The organism is Sphingomicrobium arenosum, assembly GCF_026157085.1.
GTDB lineage: Bacteria > Pseudomonadota > Alphaproteobacteria > Sphingomonadales > Sphingomonadaceae > Sphingomicrobium > Sphingomicrobium arenosum.
The window spans coordinates 1,408,380-1,427,331 of sequence record NZ_JANPVN010000001.1 but is presented as its reverse complement, the minus strand read 5'-3'; the positions used below and the strand labels follow the sequence as shown (position 1 = coordinate 1,427,331).

The window sequence follows — 18,952 nt, the reverse complement described above, 5'->3', positions numbered from 1 at the left end:
TCAGGGGTAGGACGCAAACACCTCGCGGCGCCCGTTGCCGAAGGCGATCACCTCATAGGGCTGGCTCGGCCCCTCGACCTCCATGCCCGGCGATCCGAGCGGCATTCCGGCAACCGCAAGTCCTTCAACCCAGTCCGGCTTGTCGACCATAATCCGCTCGATGTCGGCGGCGGGCACGTGGCCCTCGATCACCAGGCCGCCCCCGATCGCCGTGTGACAGGAGCGTAGGTCATCAGGCACACCATGCGCTGTCTTCAGCGCCAGCATGTCGGGATGGTCGACCGTGGCGACGTCGTGCCGTTCGCCCATTTCCATATGCGCCGCCCACTCTTCGCAACATCCGCAATTGGGATCGCGGTACATGGTGAAACTCGACGCTTCGGCAGCAACCGTGCAGGCTGCCAGCAGGAGACCCCCGAACAGGGGGAGCAGGGTGCGCGCTTTCCTTCTTCCGATCACGATGCCTCCTAGTGGCCCATGGCCTTCATTTCATCGTCGGACATTTCCGACATATCGTGCCCGGCATGGGGATCGGCGGGCGCCGTCTCGGCCGGGGCTTTTTCCGCGGGCGCAGGCGCCGCCGACGGCTTCGGACGCGCCGCAGGCTGGGGCGCGGGGGCAGCCTTCGGGGCCGCCGTCACGCCTGGTTCGGCTGCGGGCGAGACATCGGCTTGCGGAGCGGCCGGGGCCGGCATGTCGACTGGGGACGCCGGAGCCTCGACCACCGTCGCCTCGGGAGCCGCGTCGGCCGCAGGCGCCGACGCCTCGTCGCACCCGGCGAGACTAAGAAGCAGCGCAGGAAAGAGCAGCGATTTCACTGCGTGGGGGAAGAAACGATGTTGCATGACAGGCTCCGTCAGAATTGGAGATGATTGAAACCGTGGGCGAGCTCCCCGCCCATGAAACCCTGGACGATCAGCAGACCCGCGATCGGGAAGAGAAGCAAGCGAAGCGCAAGGCGGGACCGTGGCCGACGGTGTGCGATCCACGCTGCCACGACACCGAGGACCGCGATGAGCACCCCATTCCATCGATGGATCTGCATGACAGTATCGCCCGCGAACCACAGACCTGTGTGGATCCAGCCGAACAGCGCGGCGACGACGCCACCGAAAGCACCGCCATATAGCATGATCCTGACGGCACCCTCTCGCTCGGGCTTTGGGCGGGCAACCACGAAAAATTCGGTGATCGCGGCCATTAGGAACAGCGCGATCGGAAAGTGGACCGTGGCGGGATGGAGGCTTTCGAGGGCGCCCATGACCCCACCCTCCGACGCCGACACCTCGTCGTCGATCACGGGCGCGTCATTCACGGTCATGGCGTGGTCCATGGCCGCCATGTCATGATCTGGCTGCATAGGCGCTACCTCGGTAACGGCCGATTGCTCCTTGGCCGCGCCATGCTTCTCACCGCCATGCGCCAACGCGGCCTGCGCCGACAGGAGCAAGAGCAGGCTAAGGACAAGGCGGAGGGCGGAAGTCATCGTTTCGACCTTTCGAAAAGGTCCACCAGTTCGCCGAACTTCTGCTTTTGCTCCTCGGGGTCGCCGCTCGCGATTGCTTCCGATACACAACAGGCGGCGTGACGCTTGAGGATTTCGCTTTCGACACGGTTCAGCGCCGCTCTCACCGCCTGCACTTGGTTGAGAACGTCGATACAGTAGCGATCCTCCTCGACCATGCGCGCAATGCCGCCGACCTGCCCCTCGATACGACGAAGACGATTGATGATCTGGGAACCATGCGCTGCAGACATCATTGCACTCCGAACACTGCCATAAGCCGAAAGGGTGTATTGCAATACTCCAGGGGGGTATGTAAGGCAAGGTGGCAAAGGAGAAAAAAGTCATGTCCGATCTTAGGGTTTCCCGTCGCCACTTTCTTGGTGCGGGGGCGCTTGGGGCTAGTGTGCTGGCACTGCCGGCCTGGGCCAGGGGTGCGAGCCTTCGCGGGGACATGATCAAGCCGGGCTTCGACGAGGTTTCGGGCCGCGACATCTCGCTGACGATCGGGGAAGGCCCTCGTATCGTGGAGGGCCGGCGAGGCCATGCGATCGCCGTGAATGGCAGTGTTCCCGGACCGCTCGTGCGCCTTCGCGAGGGTCAGCCTGTCCGCCTCGCCGTGACCAACACTCTGGATGAGGATAGTTCGATCCACTGGCACGGCCTGCTTCTCCCCTTCCAGTTCGACGGTGTCCCGGGGGTGAGTTTTCCGGGCATCAGGCCGGGCGAAACGTTCGTCTACGATATCCCGGCGCTGCGTCAGCACGGCACCTATTGGTGGCACAGCCATTCGGGGTTGCAGGAACAGGCAGGGCATTACGGCCCCATCGTGGTCGATCCCGCGGGCCCCGATCCCGTGCAGGTGGACCGCGATTATGTCCTCCTGTTGAGCGAGTTCACCCCGATGCATCCGCATACGATCATGGACAAGCTCAAGAAGGGCGAGGGCTACTTCAACTACCAGCAGAACACGTGGACAGACGATTATCCGCTGACGGTCGAGGATCGCCGCATGTGGGCACGGATGCGGATGATGGCGACGGATATCCTCGACGTGACCGGTTCGACCTACACCTACCTTGCCAATGGGAGGGGGCCGCAAGAGGGACTGGAATATCTGTTCAATCCCGGCGAACGCGTGCGGCTTCGCATCATCAACGGCAGCGCGATGACCTTCTTCAACGTCCGCATTCCCGGCATGAAGTTTTGGGTTGTCGCCGCCGACGGACAGAATGTGCGACCGGTCGAGGTAGAGGAATTCCAGATCGGGACGGCGGAGACCTACGACATCGTGGTCGAACCGACCGGCGAGGCGCAGACGATCGTTGCCGAGAGCATGGATCGTTCGGGCATGGCCGTCGCGACCCTCGCTTCGCGGCCGGGCGCGCGGGCGCATGTCCCCGCATTGCGCGACCCGCCCCTCCTCACGATGGCGGACATGGGCATGAACCACGGCGGCGATGCCGGCACCGATCATTCCGCCATGGGTCACGACATGTCATCGCACACCGCCGGTGAGGAACCGAGCGGAGCGATGGACATGGGCGGCATGGACATGCGCGACACCTCGAAGCTCCCGCCCGATGTGAAGGTCGGCCCCGGCGTCGACATGGTCGCGATGAACCCCGTCGATCGCATGGGCGACCCCGGTATCGGCCTCGACAAGGTCCCGCACAAGGTGCTGACCTACAAGGACCTCGTCGCGCTGTCGCCGAACGACGACCTGCGGCGTCCGTCCCGAAAGATGGAGATCCATCTCACTGGCAACATGGAACGCTACATGTGGTCATTCGACGGCCAGAAATACACCGCCGTGAGCGACGATCCGATCCGCTTCGCTTATGACGAACGGGTGCGGGTCAAACTGGTGAACGACACCATGATGGCCCACCCGATCCACCTGCATGGACATTTCTTCGAGCTGGTGAATGGCGCGCCCGCTGATCGGCAGCCTCAGAAGCACACGGTAATCGTCCAACCTGGCGGCAGCGCCACCTTCGACCTCACTGCCGACGAAGAGGGCGATTGGGCGTTTCACTGCCACCTTCTCTATCACATGCATTCGGGCATGTTTCAGGTGGTCACGGTACGCAAGCCGCCTGCGGCCCCGGACCTGAAGCGGGTGGGAGAAGATTGATGCGTCTATTTACTGCCATGCTCCTCGCCAGCGCCGCCACGCCAGCACTCGCGCAGGATCATTCCCACCACTCCGTGCCACCAGCCCCACCGACAGCACAGGATGAGTGCGAACAGGAGGCCGCGCGCCATCGCGCAATGGGGCATCCGGTCCCCGAAGGGGCTTGCAAGCCCGCAACGCAGGACGTCGATCCTGTTGCCGCCGATCAGACGGAGTGCCATTCCATGGATCATTCGACCATGGACCACTCCGCGACGGAACATGGGCAGATGGAAGGCATGAACCATTCCACGATGGGTCATGACGGGATGCAAGCGACCGGACAGGACCCCGTCGAGCACGAAACCGCGGACCATGGCACTGTCGATCACGGCGCGATGGACCATGGCGCGATGGACATGGCGATCCCCGACGCCCCCCCTCCGGCGTCGGCGGGATCGGGACCTCCGCGCGCCGCCGATGCGATCTGGGGTGCCGACGCCATGCGCGCGTCGCGAGAGGCACTGCGGGTCGAAGCTGGCGGTATGACCACCTTCTGGTTGCAAGGTGACCGCCTCGAATATCGCGCGCGTGCCGGCGACGATGGCTACCTGTGGGACGTGCAGGGCTACTATGGTGGCGACCTCGACAAATTCTGGTTCAAGTCCGAAGGCGAAGGCGCCTTGGGCGAGAGCTTGGAGTCCGCAGAAGTCCAAGGCCTGTGGAGCCATGCGATCGGACCCTGGTGGGATTTGCAAATGGGCATCCGGCAGGACCTGACCGGGCCCGAACGCACTCATGCGGTCGTCGGGGTGCAGGGACTGGCGCCCTACATGTTCGAGGTCGATGCGGCCGCCTTCCTGTCGACCAAGGGTGACTTGACGGCGAGGGTCGAAGCGGAGCTCGATCAGCGGATCACGCAGCGTCTCATCCTGCAGCCGCGCGCCGAATTGAACGTGTCTGCGCAGGACGTACCCGAACTGGGAATTGGAGCCGGCGTAGATTCGGTCGAGGTCGGCTTGCGCCTACGCTACGAAATCGCCCGCGAAATCGCGCCCTACATCGGGGTAGAGCAGGAGTGGAAAGTGGGGACGAGCGCCGACTATGCCCGTCTCGAGGATGAAGACCCGAGCGTGACGAACTACGTCGTCGGCGTCCGTTTCTGGTTCTGATGGCAGTGAATACTTGCAAGCCCCATCTGGCGAGCCGCCTGCCCCCGACAGCAATTATTAGTCACCAGATCCGAAACAATCGCGGTTCCGAGCCATTGTGCCTTTGAAATCTTGCGTAACAGAGGGACGACAATGGAAAAGGAACATCTAGGTCACAAAGACCAGAAACATATGTGGCTGAAGTTTGCGGGCATGATCGTGACATCGACCTTGGTCATGTTCGTCCTGATGCACCAACTCGTGTACGAGGCAGACCATCTGACGTTCAGCCTCAATCGCTTCATGTCGTCGCTTGTGTCAGGGGCGAGCATGGTCATCATCATGCTCGGCTTCATGTGGAGCATGTATCGCGACCCTGCCCTCAAGAAGATGGTGATGGCGGGTGCTGCGATCGCATTCGTCGCTCTGCTCTTCCTCAATCGCCAGCAGGTGCTGATCAACGATCAGGGCTTCATGCGCTCGATGATCCCGCACCATTCCATTGCAATCAATAACTCGCGCAAGGCGACGATCACCGATCCCCGTGTCCGAGAGCTCGCCGACGAGATCATCAAGGCGCAGGTCAAGGAGATCGCCGAGATGAAGATGCTGCTCGAGGACATAGAGAATAATGGCGAGCAGGGGGATGGCACCGCCTTGCCGCCCCGCACCGCCGACCTTACGCCGGAGTTGCTTGAAAAAGCGAAGAAACCCGTCGCGCCAGTCGATGCCGACGTTCGCGATGAAGTGGAAGTGGGCGAGTAAGCCGCGCCGCTTCAGACGAGCTGACAGACGGCACGGAAATGGCTCGCACTAGATGGTGATGCCCGGCTTACAGCCCGGGCTCACCTCGTTGCGAGCTCATTTCGGCTTTTGGCCGTAGCATCGCTGCTAACGCCTTGGTGAATCGTCAAGGTTGTGAAGTCTGGTCCCCGACAAGCCGCGGCTACCGGCGACGATGCGCGGTTAGGAATCACGCATGACAAAACACGTTGCAATTTTCGGCGCTGGTGTCGCCGGCCTCACGGCTGCCCACGAATTTGCGAAGCGCGGTTATCGAGTATCCGTCTTCGAACGTAATGAGAAGGCGGGAGGTTTCTTCCGGAGCGCCCGTCGGCCGGAAGACGGCATGCCGACTGAATATAGTTGGCACGGCTTTGGCCCTTGGTACCACAACACCTTTTCCCTGCTTCAGGAAATCCCATTCGACGATCAGCGTTCGCTCTACGACGTCATCCTGTCGCGACCCATCGAATATGCTGTCGTTCCCGACCGGATCGAGCACGGCGCAACGCCGGATGATTTCTTCGAGAAACCGCGCGCCTTCAATATGACTTTCAAGGACAAGATTTGGCTGTTCTGGGGAATCTTGAAGAGCTGGTCGGTCGGCAAACGTTCAGTTCGAGACTATTCCCAAATTAATGCCGCCGCTTATTGGGAGGGCAAGATGAGCAAGCGCGGCCACCAAACCTGGCGCGCGCTTTTCGGACCCTGGATCGGTTCCGATTGGCCCTATGCTTCGCTTCACCATGTCGGGCTATTCTTCGGGCGGAACCTCTTTTCGGGACCACCGCATCACCATAGCGCCGACGCCGAGGGCCCTGCATGGGCGCATGAAGCCGGGGGCGGCTGGTCGCTTCTAAGGGGACCGAGCAATGAAGCGTGGTTCAATCCATGGGTGGGATACCTTCATTCCCGAGGCGTCGAGTTTCACTGGGAGACACCTTTGGAACGACTTGACCATGACGGCGGACTAATCACCAACGCGCGCGTTGGCGGAAAAAATGTGGCGGCTGATGTCTATGTTCTTGCTACGACTCCTTTTCACGCTCGCGATCTCCTGGAGATCACACCAAGCCTGAAAGCCGACCCGCAACTCTCCAAGCTTCCTGCACTGGTGCAAGACGGCCCTCATACGCAGGTTTCATTTCGCATTGCTTTTGCCGAGCCAATGGCGTGGCCGCGCGAGCGCACCGCCGTTGCACTGACCGATTCCGCCTTTGACATCACCCTGTTCGCCACGGAACAGTGCTGGCCTTCGGATATTGATCTAGGCGAAGGTGTCACGTCCTTGTGGACATGCACCGCATGTGTAGCGAGCATCCGCGGCCCGGTGCATGGCAAGCCTCTTGCCACCTGCACCAAGGAGCAATTCATCGACGAGGTCCTTGCGCAGATCCGCGCGTCGGACGCCCTCGACTTTATGATCCGTTCGGCCAATGGGGGGCGCGGCCTTCTCGACTTCGAAATGTCTCGGATCGAGGTGTGGGACGAGTGGCAGTTCTCGCAGAATGGAATTCAGCCAGACCAACCCAAGTGGGTTACGACGACGAATACGCGTTTGCACAGACCGAACCAAAGGACAGCGATCTCTAACCTCGTCCTAGCTGGCGCGCACACGGAGACGCAGGCCGACATCTGGAGCATCGAAGGTGCTATCGAGAGCGGACTTCGTGCCGTCGGTAATTTCGAGAAGGATGTCACGGTCATCGATCAGCACAAGCCGTCGATCTTGCGGGTGACGAGCCGGTTGGACGATTACCTCTTCAAAACGGGCTTTCCACATATTCTGAAGCTGCTGGCCTTTGGCTCCATCACTATGGCGGCCTTGTGGATGATGACCTGATACCCGCCCGCCCCCATGGCATCGGGAAGTAGATCGTGCGAGAGCGCGATTGTAGCAGGGAAGGCGGCTGGGCTGCCATGAGGGGCAACAGAAAGCTTGACCCTGCGGCCTCGCGCCACTGAGCTTGCTGAGCGAGAGCATGCGAGCAAGCCCGGTGCGACAACAGAAGTACTGGACCGGGATTGCATGTCCATGACACAGTCCAAAGCGAATTCACGGTCTGGGGGTCGAGCAGAATTTTAGCCCTGCAAGCCTCGATAGTGTTCGCGCCGACGGCGAAAATTCCCGCGACACCCGCGCCGTTGCGGGATCGTGGCGTTGGCTTTGATGAAAGGAAATCACCATGTTGAAGACTGGATTTGCCGCGCTACCCATCGCCCTCGCGGCGATGGCCACACCCTCGCTCGCGCAGGACCATTCCGATCATGCCGGTCACCAGACCGAGGCGGTTGTCGAAGCCGGCCACGAGAAGCACGGCATGCAAGATGCCGAGAAGGTCGGGCATGAGGGCATGGACCACGCAATGCATGCCGAGATGATGCGCAAGGGCGCGGCGACGACGCTCGAATCCTACCGCGCGGCGCTGGTTGCGCGTGACGCCGAGGCGATGACCCCGCTTTTCGCCGAGAAAAGCCGCGTGTTCGAGAACGGGAAGGATGAAGGCAACTTCGCCAACTATCTCGCGCACCATATCGGCCCCGAGCTCGACGCCATCGAGAGCTTCACCTTCACCGACCCCACGCTCGAGGTCGAGGTGATGGGACATATGGCGCTCGGCCGCGAAACCTACCGCTACGACATCAAGCTGAAGGACGGGCGCGAAATCGCCCGCGACGGCGTCGCCACCTCGGTGCTGCATCATGACAAGGATGGCTGGAAGATCGTGCGCTACCACAGCTCGTCGCGCGCTCCCCGTTAGGGACGGCTGCGCCGCAGTTTCCCTGGCAGGCGGCAGTGGTGACGTTCTGCGTCCAGTATCTCTGCGCTTGCCGCCCGCTTCGTTGCACTGGGCGGAGAGGTGACTTCGTACTCCGCCGAAGACCGGAAGGAGCAGACAAGCATGACCACCGATAATGAAGCCGGGAAGAGCAGGACGGATGGGCAATGGGATGTCCCCCCGCTCGATCATTCCGAACTCGTCCAGATGCGTATCAGGCTCATTGCGCTGGAAACGATAGTGACGGGTTTGTTATGCGACATCTCAACACAGCAGCGCGCAGCAATCGAGCAACTCGCCCTCACCATCAGTCCGAAGGATGGCGGCCAACGTCATCCGCTAACTGAATTGGCCGCGGCTGACGTTCGCAAATTTTTTGAGCGCTCGGATAAACTGTCTGGCCAACTCGACTAAGCGGTCGGGATCTGCCTGTAACGGTCAGGTGCCCTTCCCAACGACGTCGATGTCACGATCGGCTTCCTCGTCCAGACAGGCGGTTTCGATCTGGATTGTCGCCGAATAAAAGCCGGCGTCTTTGACTTTCGCGTGCGTCAATTCAAGGACGTCGGCTACATCGGCGGCCTCGTCGACGCGGAGGTGAGAACTGAAAATAGCCTTGCCCGATGTCAGTTCCCAAGCGTGGGCATGATGAATGTCGATCACGTGCGATATCGCGGCGAGATGTCGTATCAACTCTTCCAGATCGATATCCCGCGGTGCCCCTTCCATGAGGACATGGACAGCTTCGCGCATGATTTGCATCGACGCCAGTAACAGAACGACCCCAAACACCATGCCGAGGATAGGGTCGATCGCGGCAAAGCCGGTAAATCGAATGACCAGCGCGGCGATGATGATGATGAAGCTGCCGACGAAGGTCTGGAGCACATGCCAATAGGCCCCCTTGATATTGAGGTCGGCCTTCTGATGGGAATGAAGAAGCCATAATGAAATGACTTCGGTCACGAGACCTCCCAGCGCCACCCAGAGCATTGGCCCCGTAGGCAGATCGACCGGGCTGCGTAGGCGCATGACACCCATCCAAAGCACAAGAATAGCCATACCGAACAAGAAGACACCATTCACCAGCGCGCCGATGATTTCTGCCCGAAAGTACCCAAAAGTCCGATTTGTCGAGCCGCTGCGCGCGGCGATGCGGGCTGCTGCCATGGCCACCACGACGCCGCCGACCGCCGAAAAGGTGTGGAAAGCGTCCGAGAGTACGGCGACCGATCCGGTAGCGATACCTACCGCCAATTCGATCAGGAAGTAGGTTCCGGTAAGCAGCGCAGACCATCTTAGCGCTGCGCCTTGTCCGGCAAGATGCTGGGCATGTGCCCTCATGATAATCCCTCGTCACCGGTTTCGCAGGACTTAGGTGCATACACGACAATGTGCAGCTCGGTAATTGATCGGGCGTCCCAGCAATTCATTATTCTCGATAATCGCCAAGATATGATGACCGAGAATTGAGCATAAATCGCTGGAGTTGCAGGTTTGGCTGAAATGCTCTGCCAGGCGGCTGAATCGGAACGAGAGCAAGTTGTTACGCCGGCCGTAGTTGCGGCGCGGCCTCGCGAATAACTCGGATGGCGGAGCGCAGAAAAATGAGTGCCATGAGACTGCCAATGATGACGTCGGGCCAAGGCGAGGCCAGCCACCAGACAAGCACGGCCGCGAGCAGCACCCCGCAATTGTTGATCACGTCGTTGCGCGAGCATTCGAAGGTGCTCGCCATGTTGACGTCTTGGTGACGAAAGCGTGTCAGCAGCCGTAGGCAAACCAGGTTAGCGACGAGGGCAAGCCCGCCGAAACACAGCATCAACGCGGACGAGGGAGCGACCCCGCTGTTGACCTTGGCCACCACGTTGAATGCAATTCCGATGCCGAGCGCACAGATCACGACGCCTTTGAGCATCGCGGCTCCCGCCTTCCACCGATTAGATCGAGCTAGAGCATAGAGACTAACCGCATAAACTATTGCGTCACCCAGCATGTCGGAAGCGTCTGCCATCAGCGCGGTCGAGCCTGCGACCACCCCTGCGCCGAACTCTAAAACGAACATGGCCACGTTGATGACCAGAACGGCGACTAGCACCCGCCGCTGCTCGATTTGACGAGCGACCTTCTCCAACTCTGCGGCCTTGGCGGAACAACAATCTGCGGACATGGGGTCAATTAGGCATCGCCAAGGCCTAATCGCAATGGACACTTCACTCGGCCCTCGCCAAATTGCGCGTCTTGAGGGCAGGTTGTAGGTCTTTCGACCTCGGAGCAGAACGTCAGCAACCGGCCCAAACTCAGACGATGCTTGCAAAAGGCGGCTCCCATGTTAGTGATCCGCGTGATGAAATGGCGCTTTCCCCGCTCTTTGATGCTTCAGGTCATAGCGCTATGTATTGCGCTAGGGGCTCTATGGGCTCCAGTAGCCGAAGCGGCGGTTTGTGCTGGCGAACCTCCGGTTGCATTGCAGCTTAAGCAGCACAAAGATGGTGACACTGATGAAACGGGTTCGGAAAAACACGAAGCCTGTGCCCATGGCCACTGCCATCATTCATCGCAGGCAGTTGGGCGGCCAACTGAATCCTTTGCTTTGGTGTCGGATGTAAGCATCCTACGCTCTGGCACCCAACCCACATTCGCATCCAACCTGATCGAACTGGCAACACCCCCTCCTCGCGCCTGACGTTCGCCGCGCGTCGGACCTGTTTTCCGACGCCGAACTGAACGTCAGCAGAGGAATACCCATCCATGTTCGCCATATCGTGGCGAGCAGCCCCCGTCTGGGGGCTGATACTCGCCCTGTCCACCGGACCTGCCAGCGCGCAGGACCCGCGTGTCGTCACGCTCGACGACGCCCTTGAACTCAGCGGGGTCGCCGCTGAGGCCGACACCGCCATCACCAACCCCCGCCTCGTGGGGCCCCGCGCTGAAACCGACGCGGCGGTCGCGCTTATCGATCAGGCTCGCCTGAGCCCGAACCCGGAAATCTCGTTCGACGTCGAGAACGTCGCCGGCAGCGGCGCATTCTCGGGTCTCCAGTCTACCGAATATACGCTCTCCGTCGGCCAGCGTCTCGAACTCGGCGGCAAGCGATCCGCGCGGATCGGTGCGGCAGAAGCCCAGGCCGAACTGGCATCTCTCAGGGCCGACCTTACCACGATCGAACTGGGACAGCTGGTGCGCGAGCGATATCTCGCAGCTGCTGCAGCGGCTGCGCGGGTCGAACTTGCCGAAGATGTCGTGGCGCGTAACGAGGAACTGGCTCGCATTGCTGGTGTCCTGGTCGAGGTCGGTCGTGAGCCGCCTCTGCGCGCATTGAGGGCGGATGCGGCGCTCGCCGAAGCGCGCGCTAGCCTGGTTGAGGCAGAGGCGGAGAGCCTGTCGGCTCGAACAGCGCTCGCAACTTTATGGACTGGCGGTGAAGCGCCGCTCGTTCCGGCGCAATTTCCGGATATCCTTCCCCCCGCATCGCTTATGTCGGAGGCGCAGGAAAGCCTCGCCTATAGGGTCGCGCGAGCCGAGAGCACTGCTGCGGCGGCGGAAGTCGAGCGGCAGCGAAGTTTGCGTATTCCCGATCCGACGGTCTCTGCGGGCGTGCGGCGCTTCGGGGAAAGCGGCGACAATGCCTTCCTCGTCGGCGTTTCAATCCCCCTTCCTTTTCGGGACCGGAATTCGGGCAACATCGCTGCTGCCGAGGCTCGGTTGCGTGCAGCGAACGCTCGCGAAGCTGTAGCTCGCGCGGATTACGAGCAGGCGGTCGCCACGGCCCGGGCAAGGTATCTTGGTGCGGAAGCGCGCGTCGAAACCCTGTCGCAGACATCGCTCCCGCAGGCGGAGGAGGCATTGCGTCTCGTTCGCATCGGGTATCGCAACGGACGTTTTCCCCTGATCGAAGTGCTCGCTGCCGCAGAGGCACGTGACACGATCCGCGAGGCGCTCATCGCCGCCCGCGAACAAAGGGGTCTGGCCGCAGCCGAACTGATCGGGCTGGCCGCACAATGAAGGATATATCAATGACACGCAGAAAGCTGGCGATCCTCGTCGGTATCGTGATCGCGATTGGCGCTATGGCGCTGATATTCTGGCCAACATCCGAGGTCGACGACCATGCACAGGAGGAGACGGCGGCCGAGACACCCGAAGGGGTGATCACCCTTAGCGAAGAGCAGATCAGCGAGGGCGGGATACAGATGGCCGCCGTCCGGTCTGGGGCCGCTGTCGAGCTCGTCTTCCCAGCGACGGTCGCGGCGAGCCCCACTGCATCCGCTCGTATCGATGCCCGCGCCTCGGGGGTCGTCCGCTCCGTCGGCAAGACGCTGGGCGATTATGTGGCACGCGGCGAGACCGTCGCCCGCATTGAGAGCGCGGATGCCGCTGCTCTCGCCTCCCAGGTGAGCGCAGCAAGCGCGCGGGTGAGCGAGCTGTCTGCCGCCTACGAACGCGAGCGGCGTCTGTTCGAGGAAAATGTCACGGCCCGCCAGGATTTGGAAGCCGCGCGGGCGAACCTCAGCGTAGCACGTTCGGAACTTCAGCGGGCGCAGGCCGCGGTGGCGGCCGCTGGCGTCAGCGGCGACGGGCGTTCGCTGGCGGTAACCTCTCCCTTGGCTGGCAGGATCACCGCGGCACCGATTGTGCTCGGGGCCTTCGTCGATGCCGGCGAGGAACTCTACCGCGTGGTCGATCCCAATGGTCTCCAAATCGAGGTGGCGCTGCCTTCGGCCGAAGCCTCTCGCATCCAACCTGGTGACGAGGCCGTGCTGGTGGTTGGCGACGGTCGGGAAATCGGCGCCCGGGTTCGTTCGGTGACGCCTTCGCTCGATCCGGAGAGCCGCAGTGCGACCGCGGTCCTGTCGTTATCGCGCGGCGTTCCGGGGCTTCAGCCAGGTGCCTTCCTTCAGGCGCGGATCAGGCCTTCGGGTGAGATAGACCGCGACCGCATCGCGGTGCCCGAAGACGCTATCCAGGTTGTCGAAGGACGAGACGTGGTCTTCGTCCGGACGAAGACCGGCTTCCAGGCCCGCGCTGTTGAGCTCGGGACACGATCCGCTGGTCAAGTGACGATCCTTTCGGGCCTTCAGGAGGGATGGCGGATAGCCGTCGCCAATGCCTTCCTACTCAAGGCCGAACTCGGGAAGGAGGGCGCGACCCATGGTCACTGAGACTCAGAACGAGCCCGCCGTGGATACCCACACCGATACGGCCAGCCATCGCCACGGTCTGATCGGGGCCATCCTCGACATCGCCGTGCGGTTCCGCTGGGCGGTCATCGTCCTCACCGTTTTCGCAGCCATCTACGGCGCCATGAACCTTTTGCGCCTTCCGATCGATGCGGTGCCGGACATCACCAACACGCAGGTGCAAATTAACACCAGCGCCCCTGCGCTCTCTCCCTCTCAGGTGGAGACGCAGGTGACCTTCCCTATCGAGACCGGGCTTGCCGGGATCGAGGGGTTGGAGATGACCCGCTCGATCTCGCGCAACGGCTTCAGCCAGGTCACTGCGATCTTCGAAGAAGGCACCGACATCTACTTCGCGCGCAGCCAAGTGAACGAACGGCTAGCCCCGATCGGTGCGTCGCTGCCGGAGGGAGCGGAGCCTACGATGGGACCGATCTCGACCGGCCTGGGCGAAGTGCTCATGTATACGATCGAATACGAGTATCCGGGAGGTCGCGATGCGCCCAAGGGTGGTCGAACAGGGTGGCAGCCGGACGGGAGCTTCATCACCGAACGCGGCGATCGCCTCGACACCGAGGTCGCGAAGGCAGCCTATCTTCGCACGGTGCAGGACTGGGTCGTTGCTCCGCTCATGCGCTCCATCGACGGGGTGGCGGGCGTGGACTCGATCGGCGGCTATGAGAAACAGTTCCTCGTCCAGCCCGATCCTGCTCGTCTCACCGGCTACGGCCTGTCGTTCGACTCCCTGATCGAGGCCTTGGAAGCGGCGAACCTCGCCGAAGGCGCCAACTTTGTCGATCGTGCCGGAGAGGCTCTGCTCGTCCGCGTCGATGCGCGACTTGGGGGCACCCAGGACATCGAACAGGCAGTGGTCGCGACCCGCGAGGGCGTTCCGATCCGGATCGGGGATGTCGCCTCGGTTCGCATCGGCGGCGATCTGCGAACCGGTGCTGCCTCGCTCAATGGAGAAGAAGCGGTCGTGGGCACGGTCCTCATGCGCAGCGGCGAGAACAGCCGCACCGTGGCTGCCGCCTCGGCCGAGCGACTGGAAGAAGTCCGCGCCTCGCTCCCTGCCGGAGTGGTCGCCGAGATCGTCTACAACCGCTCGTCGCTCGTCGATGCGACCATCGCCACGGTCGAGAAGAATCTCGTCGAGGGCGCGCTTCTGGTGATCGCAGTCTTGTTCCTGATGCTCGGCAATATCCGTGCTGCGATCATCGCCGCATTGGTCATTCCGATATCCATGCTGATGGCCGCCGTGGGAATGAACAGGCTTGGTGTCTCGGGCAACCTGATGAGCCTCGGGGCACTGGACTTCGGGCTTATCGTCGATGGCGCCGTTATCATCGTCGAGAACAGCGTCGCGCGGCTCGCCGCCAGGCAGCACCGCGAAGGTCGATTGCTCAGCCTCGGCGAACGGCTGACGGAGACACGGCTGGCTGCGCAGGAGATGATCAAGCCGACCGTCTACGGTCAGGCGATCATCCTCTTGGTCTATGCGCCGCTTCTCACCTTCACGGGGGTCGAGGGCAAGACGTTCTCGCCCATGGCCATCACGGTCATGCTGGCACTCGCTTCCGCCTTCGTGCTGTCCCTGACCTTCGTGCCGGCGATGATCGCGGTGCTCCTTAATCGGAAGCTGACCGAGAAGGAGGTCAAGCCTGTTCGAATGGCGAAGGAACGCTATGGCCCGGCGGTGCGCCGGGCCATTGCTCGTCCTTGGCCGGTGATCGGAGCGGGCGCCGGGCTCTTCGCCGTAGCGGCTTTCGTGTTCACCTTCCTTGGCAGCGAGTTCACACCGCAGCTGGATGAACGCGACATCGCGGTTCAGTCGCTGCGGATTCCGTCGACCTCGCTCGAACGATCGCTCGCCATGCAGAGACAGGTGGAGGACAGGCTCGAGACCTTCCCGCAAGTCGAGCTGGTTTTCTCGCGCACCGGCACGGCCGAGGTCGCGAGTGATCCGATGCCGCCGAACGCGTCCGACGCCTACGTGATCCTGAAGCCGCGCAAGGAGTGGCCCGATCCCGACCTGTCGAAGGATGAACTCATCGCACAGATGGAGGAGTCGCTCAGCGGTCTGGTGGGCAACCTCTACGAGTTCAGCCAACCCATCGAACTGCGGTTCAACGAACTAATCGCGGGTGTTCGCGGCGACGTGGCGGTCAAGCTCTACGGAGACGACCTCACCGCGCTGACCCGGTCAGCCGGAGAAGTGGCCGAGGTACTGCGCGGCGTCGAGGGTGCTGCCGACGTCAAGGTCCAGCAGGTCACTGGCTTTCCTACGCTGGACATCGCCTTCGATCGCCCAACGATCGCTCGATACGGTCTGACCGTGGAGGAGGTCGCGCAATCAGTGGCCATCGCGCTGGGTGGTCGCCCGGCGGGCCTGGTATTCGAGGGTGACCGCCGTTTTGATGTCGTCGTGCGGCTCGAAGATGCGACCCGGGACGATTTCGATCAGCTGGGCGCTCTTCCAATAGTTCTCGAAAGCGGGGTCACGGTTCCGCTTCGCACGCTGGTGGATTTCCAGGTGGTCGATGGTCTCGCCGAGGTTCGCCGGGAGCAGGGTCGCCGATTGGTGATCGTGTCGGCGAACGTGCGCGAACGCGACCTCGGGTCGTTTGTCGAGGAGGCCCGGGCAGGCGTCTCTGAAAGCGTCGATCTGCCGGCTGCTTCCTTCATCGAATGGGGCGGGCAATACCAGAACCTCCAGGCCGCGCAGGCAAGGCTCGCACTCGTCGTTCCGGTCTGCTTCGCGCTGGTGCTGCTGCTCCTGTTCATGGCGCTCGGCGGGTGGGTTCCGGCACTCGCGGTCTTCAGCGCGATTCCGATGGCGTTGGCAGGCGGGGTCTTCGCGCTTGCCTTAAGGGCGATGCCGTTCTCGGTGTCCGCCGCAGTGGGCTTCATCGCCTTATCGGGCGTCGCGGTATTGAACGGTCTCGTTATGATGACCGCGATACGCCAGCGCCTCCAAAAGGGAATGTCTCTCGATGAGGCGATCTCCGATGGCGCATTGGCGAGGTTGCGACCGGTCCTGATGACAGCGTTTGTGGCCTCGCTCGGCTTCGTGCCTATGGCCCTTGCAACCGGCACTGGCGCGGAAGTCCAGCGTCCGCTGGCCACTGTCGTGATCGGCGGATTGATTACCGCGACAGCGCTCACCCTCTTCGTCCTTCCCGCAATTGCCCGCCTGGTGCTGCGCGAGAAGGGTCAAGATGTCGGATGGCGTGAGCAATGGCGAGCAAGGCTCCGGAGCAATTTTACTCGCGACGAACGCCGCGAATATCCCATTGGAGAATTATAAAGACATGATTGAGAAGCATAATCACGAGCATGGGGATGCTAGGCTTTTTGGCCTCCCGATGGAGCTGGCCTTCGCTATCCTTTCCGGTATTACTCTGGCCGTTGGGTTCGCGGTGGGAACGCTGGTGCCGAGCGCGCCGAATTGGTTACCTGTGTCAGGGTATGTCGCCGCGTATTTTTTCGGCGGATTGTTCACGCTGCGCGAAGCAATCGAGAATGCGCTGTACCGCCGGTTCAAAATCGATTCACTCATGCTAGTCGCGGCGGCGGGCGCGGCGATCTTAGGTGAATTCGCGGAAGGCGCGCTGCTGCTTTTCCTGTTCAGCCTGGGTCACGCGCTCGAAAGTTTCGCCATGAGCCGCGCAAAACGCTCGATCGACGCGCTGGCGGAACTTGCACCCGAACGCGCGACCGTTCTGCGCAACGGATCGCCAGTCGATGTCGCGGTCGAGGAACTTGTCGTCGGCGACGTTGTGCTAGTCCGCCCCAACGAGCGCCTGCCAGCCGATGGGTTCATCATCAAGGGGCAGTCGGCCATCAATCAGGCGTCCGTTACGGGCGAAAGCATTCCAGTCGATAAACGTCCGGTCGAAGATCGTGCTGCGGCGCGTACAGCCACCGACGCCGTTGATGAGGTCTCGCGGACTTTTGCCGGGACTATCAATGGTATGGGCGCGCTAGAGATCGAAGTTACGCGTAGATCGAACGAAAGCACGCTCAGCAAGGTTGCCGCGTTGGTGGCTGCAGCGGAGACAGAACGCTCTCCCACCCAGCGGATGACCGACAAGTTCGAGCGAATTTTCGTGCCGCTCGTGCTACTGCTGGCCGCGCTGTTGCTCTGTGCGCCGCTGGTGATCGACGAGCCTTTCAGCGAGAGCTTCTATCGTGCCATGGCCGTGCTGGTCGCGGCCAGTCCCTGTGCACTGGCAATCGCCACTCCCAGTGCCGTGCTGTCCGGCGTAGCGCGCGCAGCACGTGGCGGCGTACTTGTGAAAGGCGGTGCAGCGCTAGAAGATCTTGGCACGCTAAAGGCCATCGCCTTCGACAAGACCGGCACGCTCACCGAGGGTAGGCCGCGGATTACCGATGTTATCCCGGCCATGGGAGCCAACGAAAGTGAGCTGCTGCAGGTCGCTGTCGCCGTCGAGGCGCTGAGCGACCATCCGCTGGCCGAAGCTGTAGTTCGGGATGGCAAGGCGCGTCTAGACGCACCAGCGGATCGTAAAGCCGAGGGTCTGGAAAGCCTGACCGGACGCGGTGTGAAAGCCATGCTCGAAGGCGAGACAGCATGGATCGGCAAAGCGGAGATGTTCGGTGCGGATGGGCTCGAACCGCTCGGCACACCGTCAGCCGACGCCATCGAAAAGCTGCGCGATAAGGGGCGTACGACCATGGCCGTGCGATACGGCGGGCGTGATCTCGGCGTAATCGGTATGATGGATACGCCGCGCGACGGCGCGCAAGAGACGCTGACGGAACTGCGCAAGCTTGGCATTGAACGGATGCTCATGATCTCGGGCGATCACGCCAGGGTAGCCGAGGCTGTCGCCGCCGAAGTGGGGCTGGACGAGGCGCGCGGCGACCTGATGCCCGAAGACAAGGTCGCGACTATCGAAGCGCTCAGCCAGGAAGCGAAAGTCGCCATGGTCGGCGACGGAGTGAATGATGCGCCCGCTATGGCGCGCGCCACTGTGGGCATCGCGATGGGCGCCGCCGGATCCGACGTCGCGCTTGAAACGGCGGACGTCGCTTTGATGGCAGACGATCTGCATCATCTGCCCTTCGCTGTCGGCCTGTCTCGCAAATCCCGCAGCATCATCCGCCAAAACGTTTATGTCAGCTTGGGCATGGTCGCTCTGCTGGTTCCCGCGACCATATTTGGCTTGGGAATCGGGCCCGCTGTTATAATGCATGAGGGGTCGACACTTCTCGTCGTTTTCAATGCTCTGCGCCTTCTTCGCTATGAGCGCTAAAGCAAAATATGCGGTTGGACACAGCTGCATAGTCTTGTCGCCGATCTCGGCAAAAGCCACTAGATGGTGGACTTTAGTTGAGCTTCCATGAAAATCTCTGGGCCGGGCGGATAGACTGCAACGACAGCATGCGCTCCGCCCGGCCGGACGAAAGCAGTT

At 61.9% G+C, this 18,952-nt stretch carries 18 protein-coding genes; 11 read left to right on the top strand and 7 right to left on the bottom strand.

Annotated features, from left to right (window positions below; translation table 11 throughout):
• From NUW51_RS07190 to NUW51_RS07175, 4 genes are read right to left on the bottom strand one after another with little or no spacing between them, the layout of a single operon-like run.
• Positions 1 to 459, bottom strand: coding sequence for a DUF411 domain-containing protein (locus tag NUW51_RS07190; RefSeq protein WP_322597083.1), 459 nt, complete (start codon positions 457 to 459; stop codon positions 1 to 3).
• A gap of 8 nt (positions 460 to 467) precedes the next feature.
• Positions 468 to 845, bottom strand: a complete 378-nt coding sequence (locus NUW51_RS07185) for a hypothetical protein (RefSeq protein WP_265564136.1) — start codon at positions 843 to 845, stop codon at positions 468 to 470.
• A gap of 11 nt (positions 846 to 856) precedes the next feature.
• Positions 857 to 1,486, bottom strand: a complete 630-nt coding sequence (locus NUW51_RS07180) for a DUF2231 domain-containing protein (RefSeq protein WP_265564134.1) — start codon at positions 1,484 to 1,486, stop codon at positions 857 to 859.
• Positions 1,483 to 1,758 carry a metal-sensitive transcriptional regulator gene (locus tag NUW51_RS07175; protein WP_322597102.1) on the bottom strand — a complete coding sequence of 92 codons (276 nt, stop codon included), beginning with the start codon at positions 1,756 to 1,758 and terminating at the stop codon, positions 1,483 to 1,485. Before NUW51_RS07175 ends, NUW51_RS07180 begins: the two co-directional genes overlap by 4 nt.
• Before the next feature lie 92 nt (positions 1,759 to 1,850).
• Here NUW51_RS07175 and NUW51_RS07170 point away from each other — a divergent pair, with 92 nt between their 5' ends.
• Positions 1,851 to 3,641 (top strand): copper resistance system multicopper oxidase, encoded by a 1,791-nt coding sequence (locus NUW51_RS07170; RefSeq protein WP_265564132.1) that lies wholly within the window; start codon positions 1,851 to 1,853, stop codon positions 3,639 to 3,641.
• A gap of 5 nt (positions 3,642 to 3,646) precedes the next feature.
• Here NUW51_RS07170 and NUW51_RS07165 read toward each other — a convergent pair whose 3' ends face one another.
• Positions 3,647 to 3,862, bottom strand: coding sequence for a hypothetical protein (locus NUW51_RS07165; protein WP_265564130.1), 216 nt, complete (start codon positions 3,860 to 3,862; stop codon positions 3,647 to 3,649).
• On the opposite strand from NUW51_RS07165, the gene NUW51_RS07160 reads away from it, so the two are divergent.
• The 5 genes from NUW51_RS07160 (at position 3,779) to NUW51_RS07140 (ending at position 8,748) form a co-directional block, all read left to right on the top strand.
• Positions 3,779 to 4,792 carry a copper resistance protein B gene (locus NUW51_RS07160; protein WP_407696353.1) on the top strand — a complete coding sequence of 338 codons (1,014 nt, stop codon included), beginning with the start codon at positions 3,779 to 3,781 and terminating at the stop codon, positions 4,790 to 4,792. The genes NUW51_RS07165 and NUW51_RS07160 overlap by 84 nt on opposite strands.
• A gap of 132 nt (positions 4,793 to 4,924) precedes the next feature.
• Entirely contained in the window at positions 4,925 to 5,536 is a 612-nt protein-coding gene (locus tag NUW51_RS07155; protein ID WP_265564126.1) for a DUF305 domain-containing protein, read from the top strand.
• A gap of 214 nt (positions 5,537 to 5,750) precedes the next feature.
• Complete coding sequence (locus tag NUW51_RS07150) at positions 5,751 to 7,397, top strand: FAD-dependent oxidoreductase (RefSeq protein WP_265564125.1); 1,647 nt, start codon at positions 5,751 to 5,753, stop codon at positions 7,395 to 7,397.
• Positions 7,398 to 7,740: 343 nt separating this feature from the next.
• Positions 7,741 to 8,316: a YybH family protein gene (locus NUW51_RS07145; RefSeq protein WP_265564123.1), complete on the top strand. Its 576-nt coding sequence runs from the start codon at positions 7,741 to 7,743 to the stop codon at positions 8,314 to 8,316.
• 141 nt (positions 8,317 to 8,457) lie between these two features.
• Positions 8,458 to 8,748, top strand: a complete 291-nt coding sequence (locus NUW51_RS07140) for a hypothetical protein (RefSeq protein ID WP_265564121.1) — start codon at positions 8,458 to 8,460, stop codon at positions 8,746 to 8,748.
• Positions 8,749 to 8,772: 24 nt separating this feature from the next.
• Here NUW51_RS07140 and NUW51_RS07135 read toward each other — a convergent pair whose 3' ends face one another.
• Both NUW51_RS07135 and NUW51_RS07130 read right to left on the bottom strand, forming a co-directional pair.
• On the bottom strand, positions 8,773 to 9,678 hold the full coding sequence (locus NUW51_RS07135; protein ID WP_265564120.1) for a cation diffusion facilitator family transporter: 906 nt from the start codon (positions 9,676 to 9,678) through the stop codon (positions 8,773 to 8,775).
• Positions 9,679 to 9,880: 202 nt separating this feature from the next.
• Positions 9,881 to 10,504, bottom strand: coding sequence for a cation diffusion facilitator family transporter (locus NUW51_RS07130; RefSeq protein WP_265564118.1), 624 nt, complete (start codon positions 10,502 to 10,504; stop codon positions 9,881 to 9,883).
• Between the two features lie 159 nt (positions 10,505 to 10,663).
• On the opposite strand from NUW51_RS07130, the gene NUW51_RS07125 reads away from it, so the two are divergent.
• From NUW51_RS07125 to NUW51_RS07105, 5 genes are all read left to right on the top strand, one after another.
• Positions 10,664 to 11,020, top strand: coding sequence for a hypothetical protein (locus tag NUW51_RS07125; RefSeq protein WP_265564116.1), 357 nt, complete (start codon positions 10,664 to 10,666; stop codon positions 11,018 to 11,020).
• Positions 11,021 to 11,085: 65 nt separating this feature from the next.
• A complete protein-coding gene (locus NUW51_RS07120) occupies positions 11,086 to 12,339 on the top strand; it encodes a TolC family protein (RefSeq protein ID WP_265564114.1) in 1,254 nt (417 codons plus the stop codon).
• 11 nt (positions 12,340 to 12,350) lie between these two features.
• Complete coding sequence (locus NUW51_RS07115; protein ID WP_265564112.1) at positions 12,351 to 13,496, top strand: efflux RND transporter periplasmic adaptor subunit; 1,146 nt, start codon at positions 12,351 to 12,353, stop codon at positions 13,494 to 13,496.
• A gap of 58 nt (positions 13,497 to 13,554) precedes the next feature.
• On the top strand, positions 13,555 to 16,821 hold the full coding sequence (locus NUW51_RS07110) for an efflux RND transporter permease subunit (RefSeq protein WP_265587950.1): 3,267 nt from the start codon (positions 13,555 to 13,557) through the stop codon (positions 16,819 to 16,821).
• Positions 16,733 to 18,793, top strand: a complete 2,061-nt coding sequence (locus tag NUW51_RS07105) for a heavy metal translocating P-type ATPase (protein ID WP_265564110.1) — start codon at positions 16,733 to 16,735, stop codon at positions 18,791 to 18,793. The genes NUW51_RS07110 and NUW51_RS07105 overlap by 89 nt, the downstream gene beginning before the upstream one ends.
• Positions 18,794 to 18,952 lie beyond the last annotated feature (159 nt).

Bases quoted from the DNA above. Each gene is read 5' to 3' on its own strand.
- NUW51_RS07125 (WP_265564116.1), top strand. From the start codon at position 10,664: ATGTTAGTGATCCGCGTGATGAAATGGCGCTTTCCCCGCTCTTTGATG.
- NUW51_RS07165 (WP_265564130.1), bottom strand. From the start codon at position 3,862: ATGGCACTCCGTCTGATCGGCGGCAACAGGATCGACGTCCTGCGTTGC.
- NUW51_RS07140 (WP_265564121.1), top strand. From the start codon at position 8,458: ATGACCACCGATAATGAAGCCGGGAAGAGCAGGACGGATGGGCAATGG.
- NUW51_RS07145 (WP_265564123.1), top strand. From the start codon at position 7,741: ATGTTGAAGACTGGATTTGCCGCGCTACCCATCGCCCTCGCGGCGATG.
- NUW51_RS07170 (WP_265564132.1), top strand. From the start codon at position 1,851: ATGTCCGATCTTAGGGTTTCCCGTCGCCACTTTCTTGGTGCGGGGGCG.
- NUW51_RS07185 (WP_265564136.1), bottom strand. From the start codon at position 845: ATGCAACATCGTTTCTTCCCCCACGCAGTGAAATCGCTGCTCTTTCCT.
- NUW51_RS07115 (WP_265564112.1), top strand. From the start codon at position 12,351: ATGACACGCAGAAAGCTGGCGATCCTCGTCGGTATCGTGATCGCGATT.
- NUW51_RS07175 (WP_322597102.1), bottom strand. From the start codon at position 1,758: ATGTCTGCAGCGCATGGTTCCCAGATCATCAATCGTCTTCGTCGTATC.
- NUW51_RS07150 (WP_265564125.1), top strand. From the start codon at position 5,751: ATGACAAAACACGTTGCAATTTTCGGCGCTGGTGTCGCCGGCCTCACG.
- NUW51_RS07130 (WP_265564118.1), bottom strand. From the start codon at position 10,504: ATGTCCGCAGATTGTTGTTCCGCCAAGGCCGCAGAGTTGGAGAAGGTC.
- NUW51_RS07155 (WP_265564126.1), top strand. From the start codon at position 4,925: ATGGAAAAGGAACATCTAGGTCACAAAGACCAGAAACATATGTGGCTG.
- NUW51_RS07105 (WP_265564110.1), top strand. From the start codon at position 16,733: ATGTCGGATGGCGTGAGCAATGGCGAGCAAGGCTCCGGAGCAATTTTA.
- NUW51_RS07135 (WP_265564120.1), bottom strand. From the start codon at position 9,678: ATGAGGGCACATGCCCAGCATCTTGCCGGACAAGGCGCAGCGCTAAGA.
- NUW51_RS07160 (WP_407696353.1), top strand. From the start codon at position 3,779: ATGGGGCATCCGGTCCCCGAAGGGGCTTGCAAGCCCGCAACGCAGGAC.
- NUW51_RS07120 (WP_265564114.1), top strand. From the start codon at position 11,086: ATGTTCGCCATATCGTGGCGAGCAGCCCCCGTCTGGGGGCTGATACTC.
- NUW51_RS07180 (WP_265564134.1), bottom strand. From the start codon at position 1,486: ATGACTTCCGCCCTCCGCCTTGTCCTTAGCCTGCTCTTGCTCCTGTCG.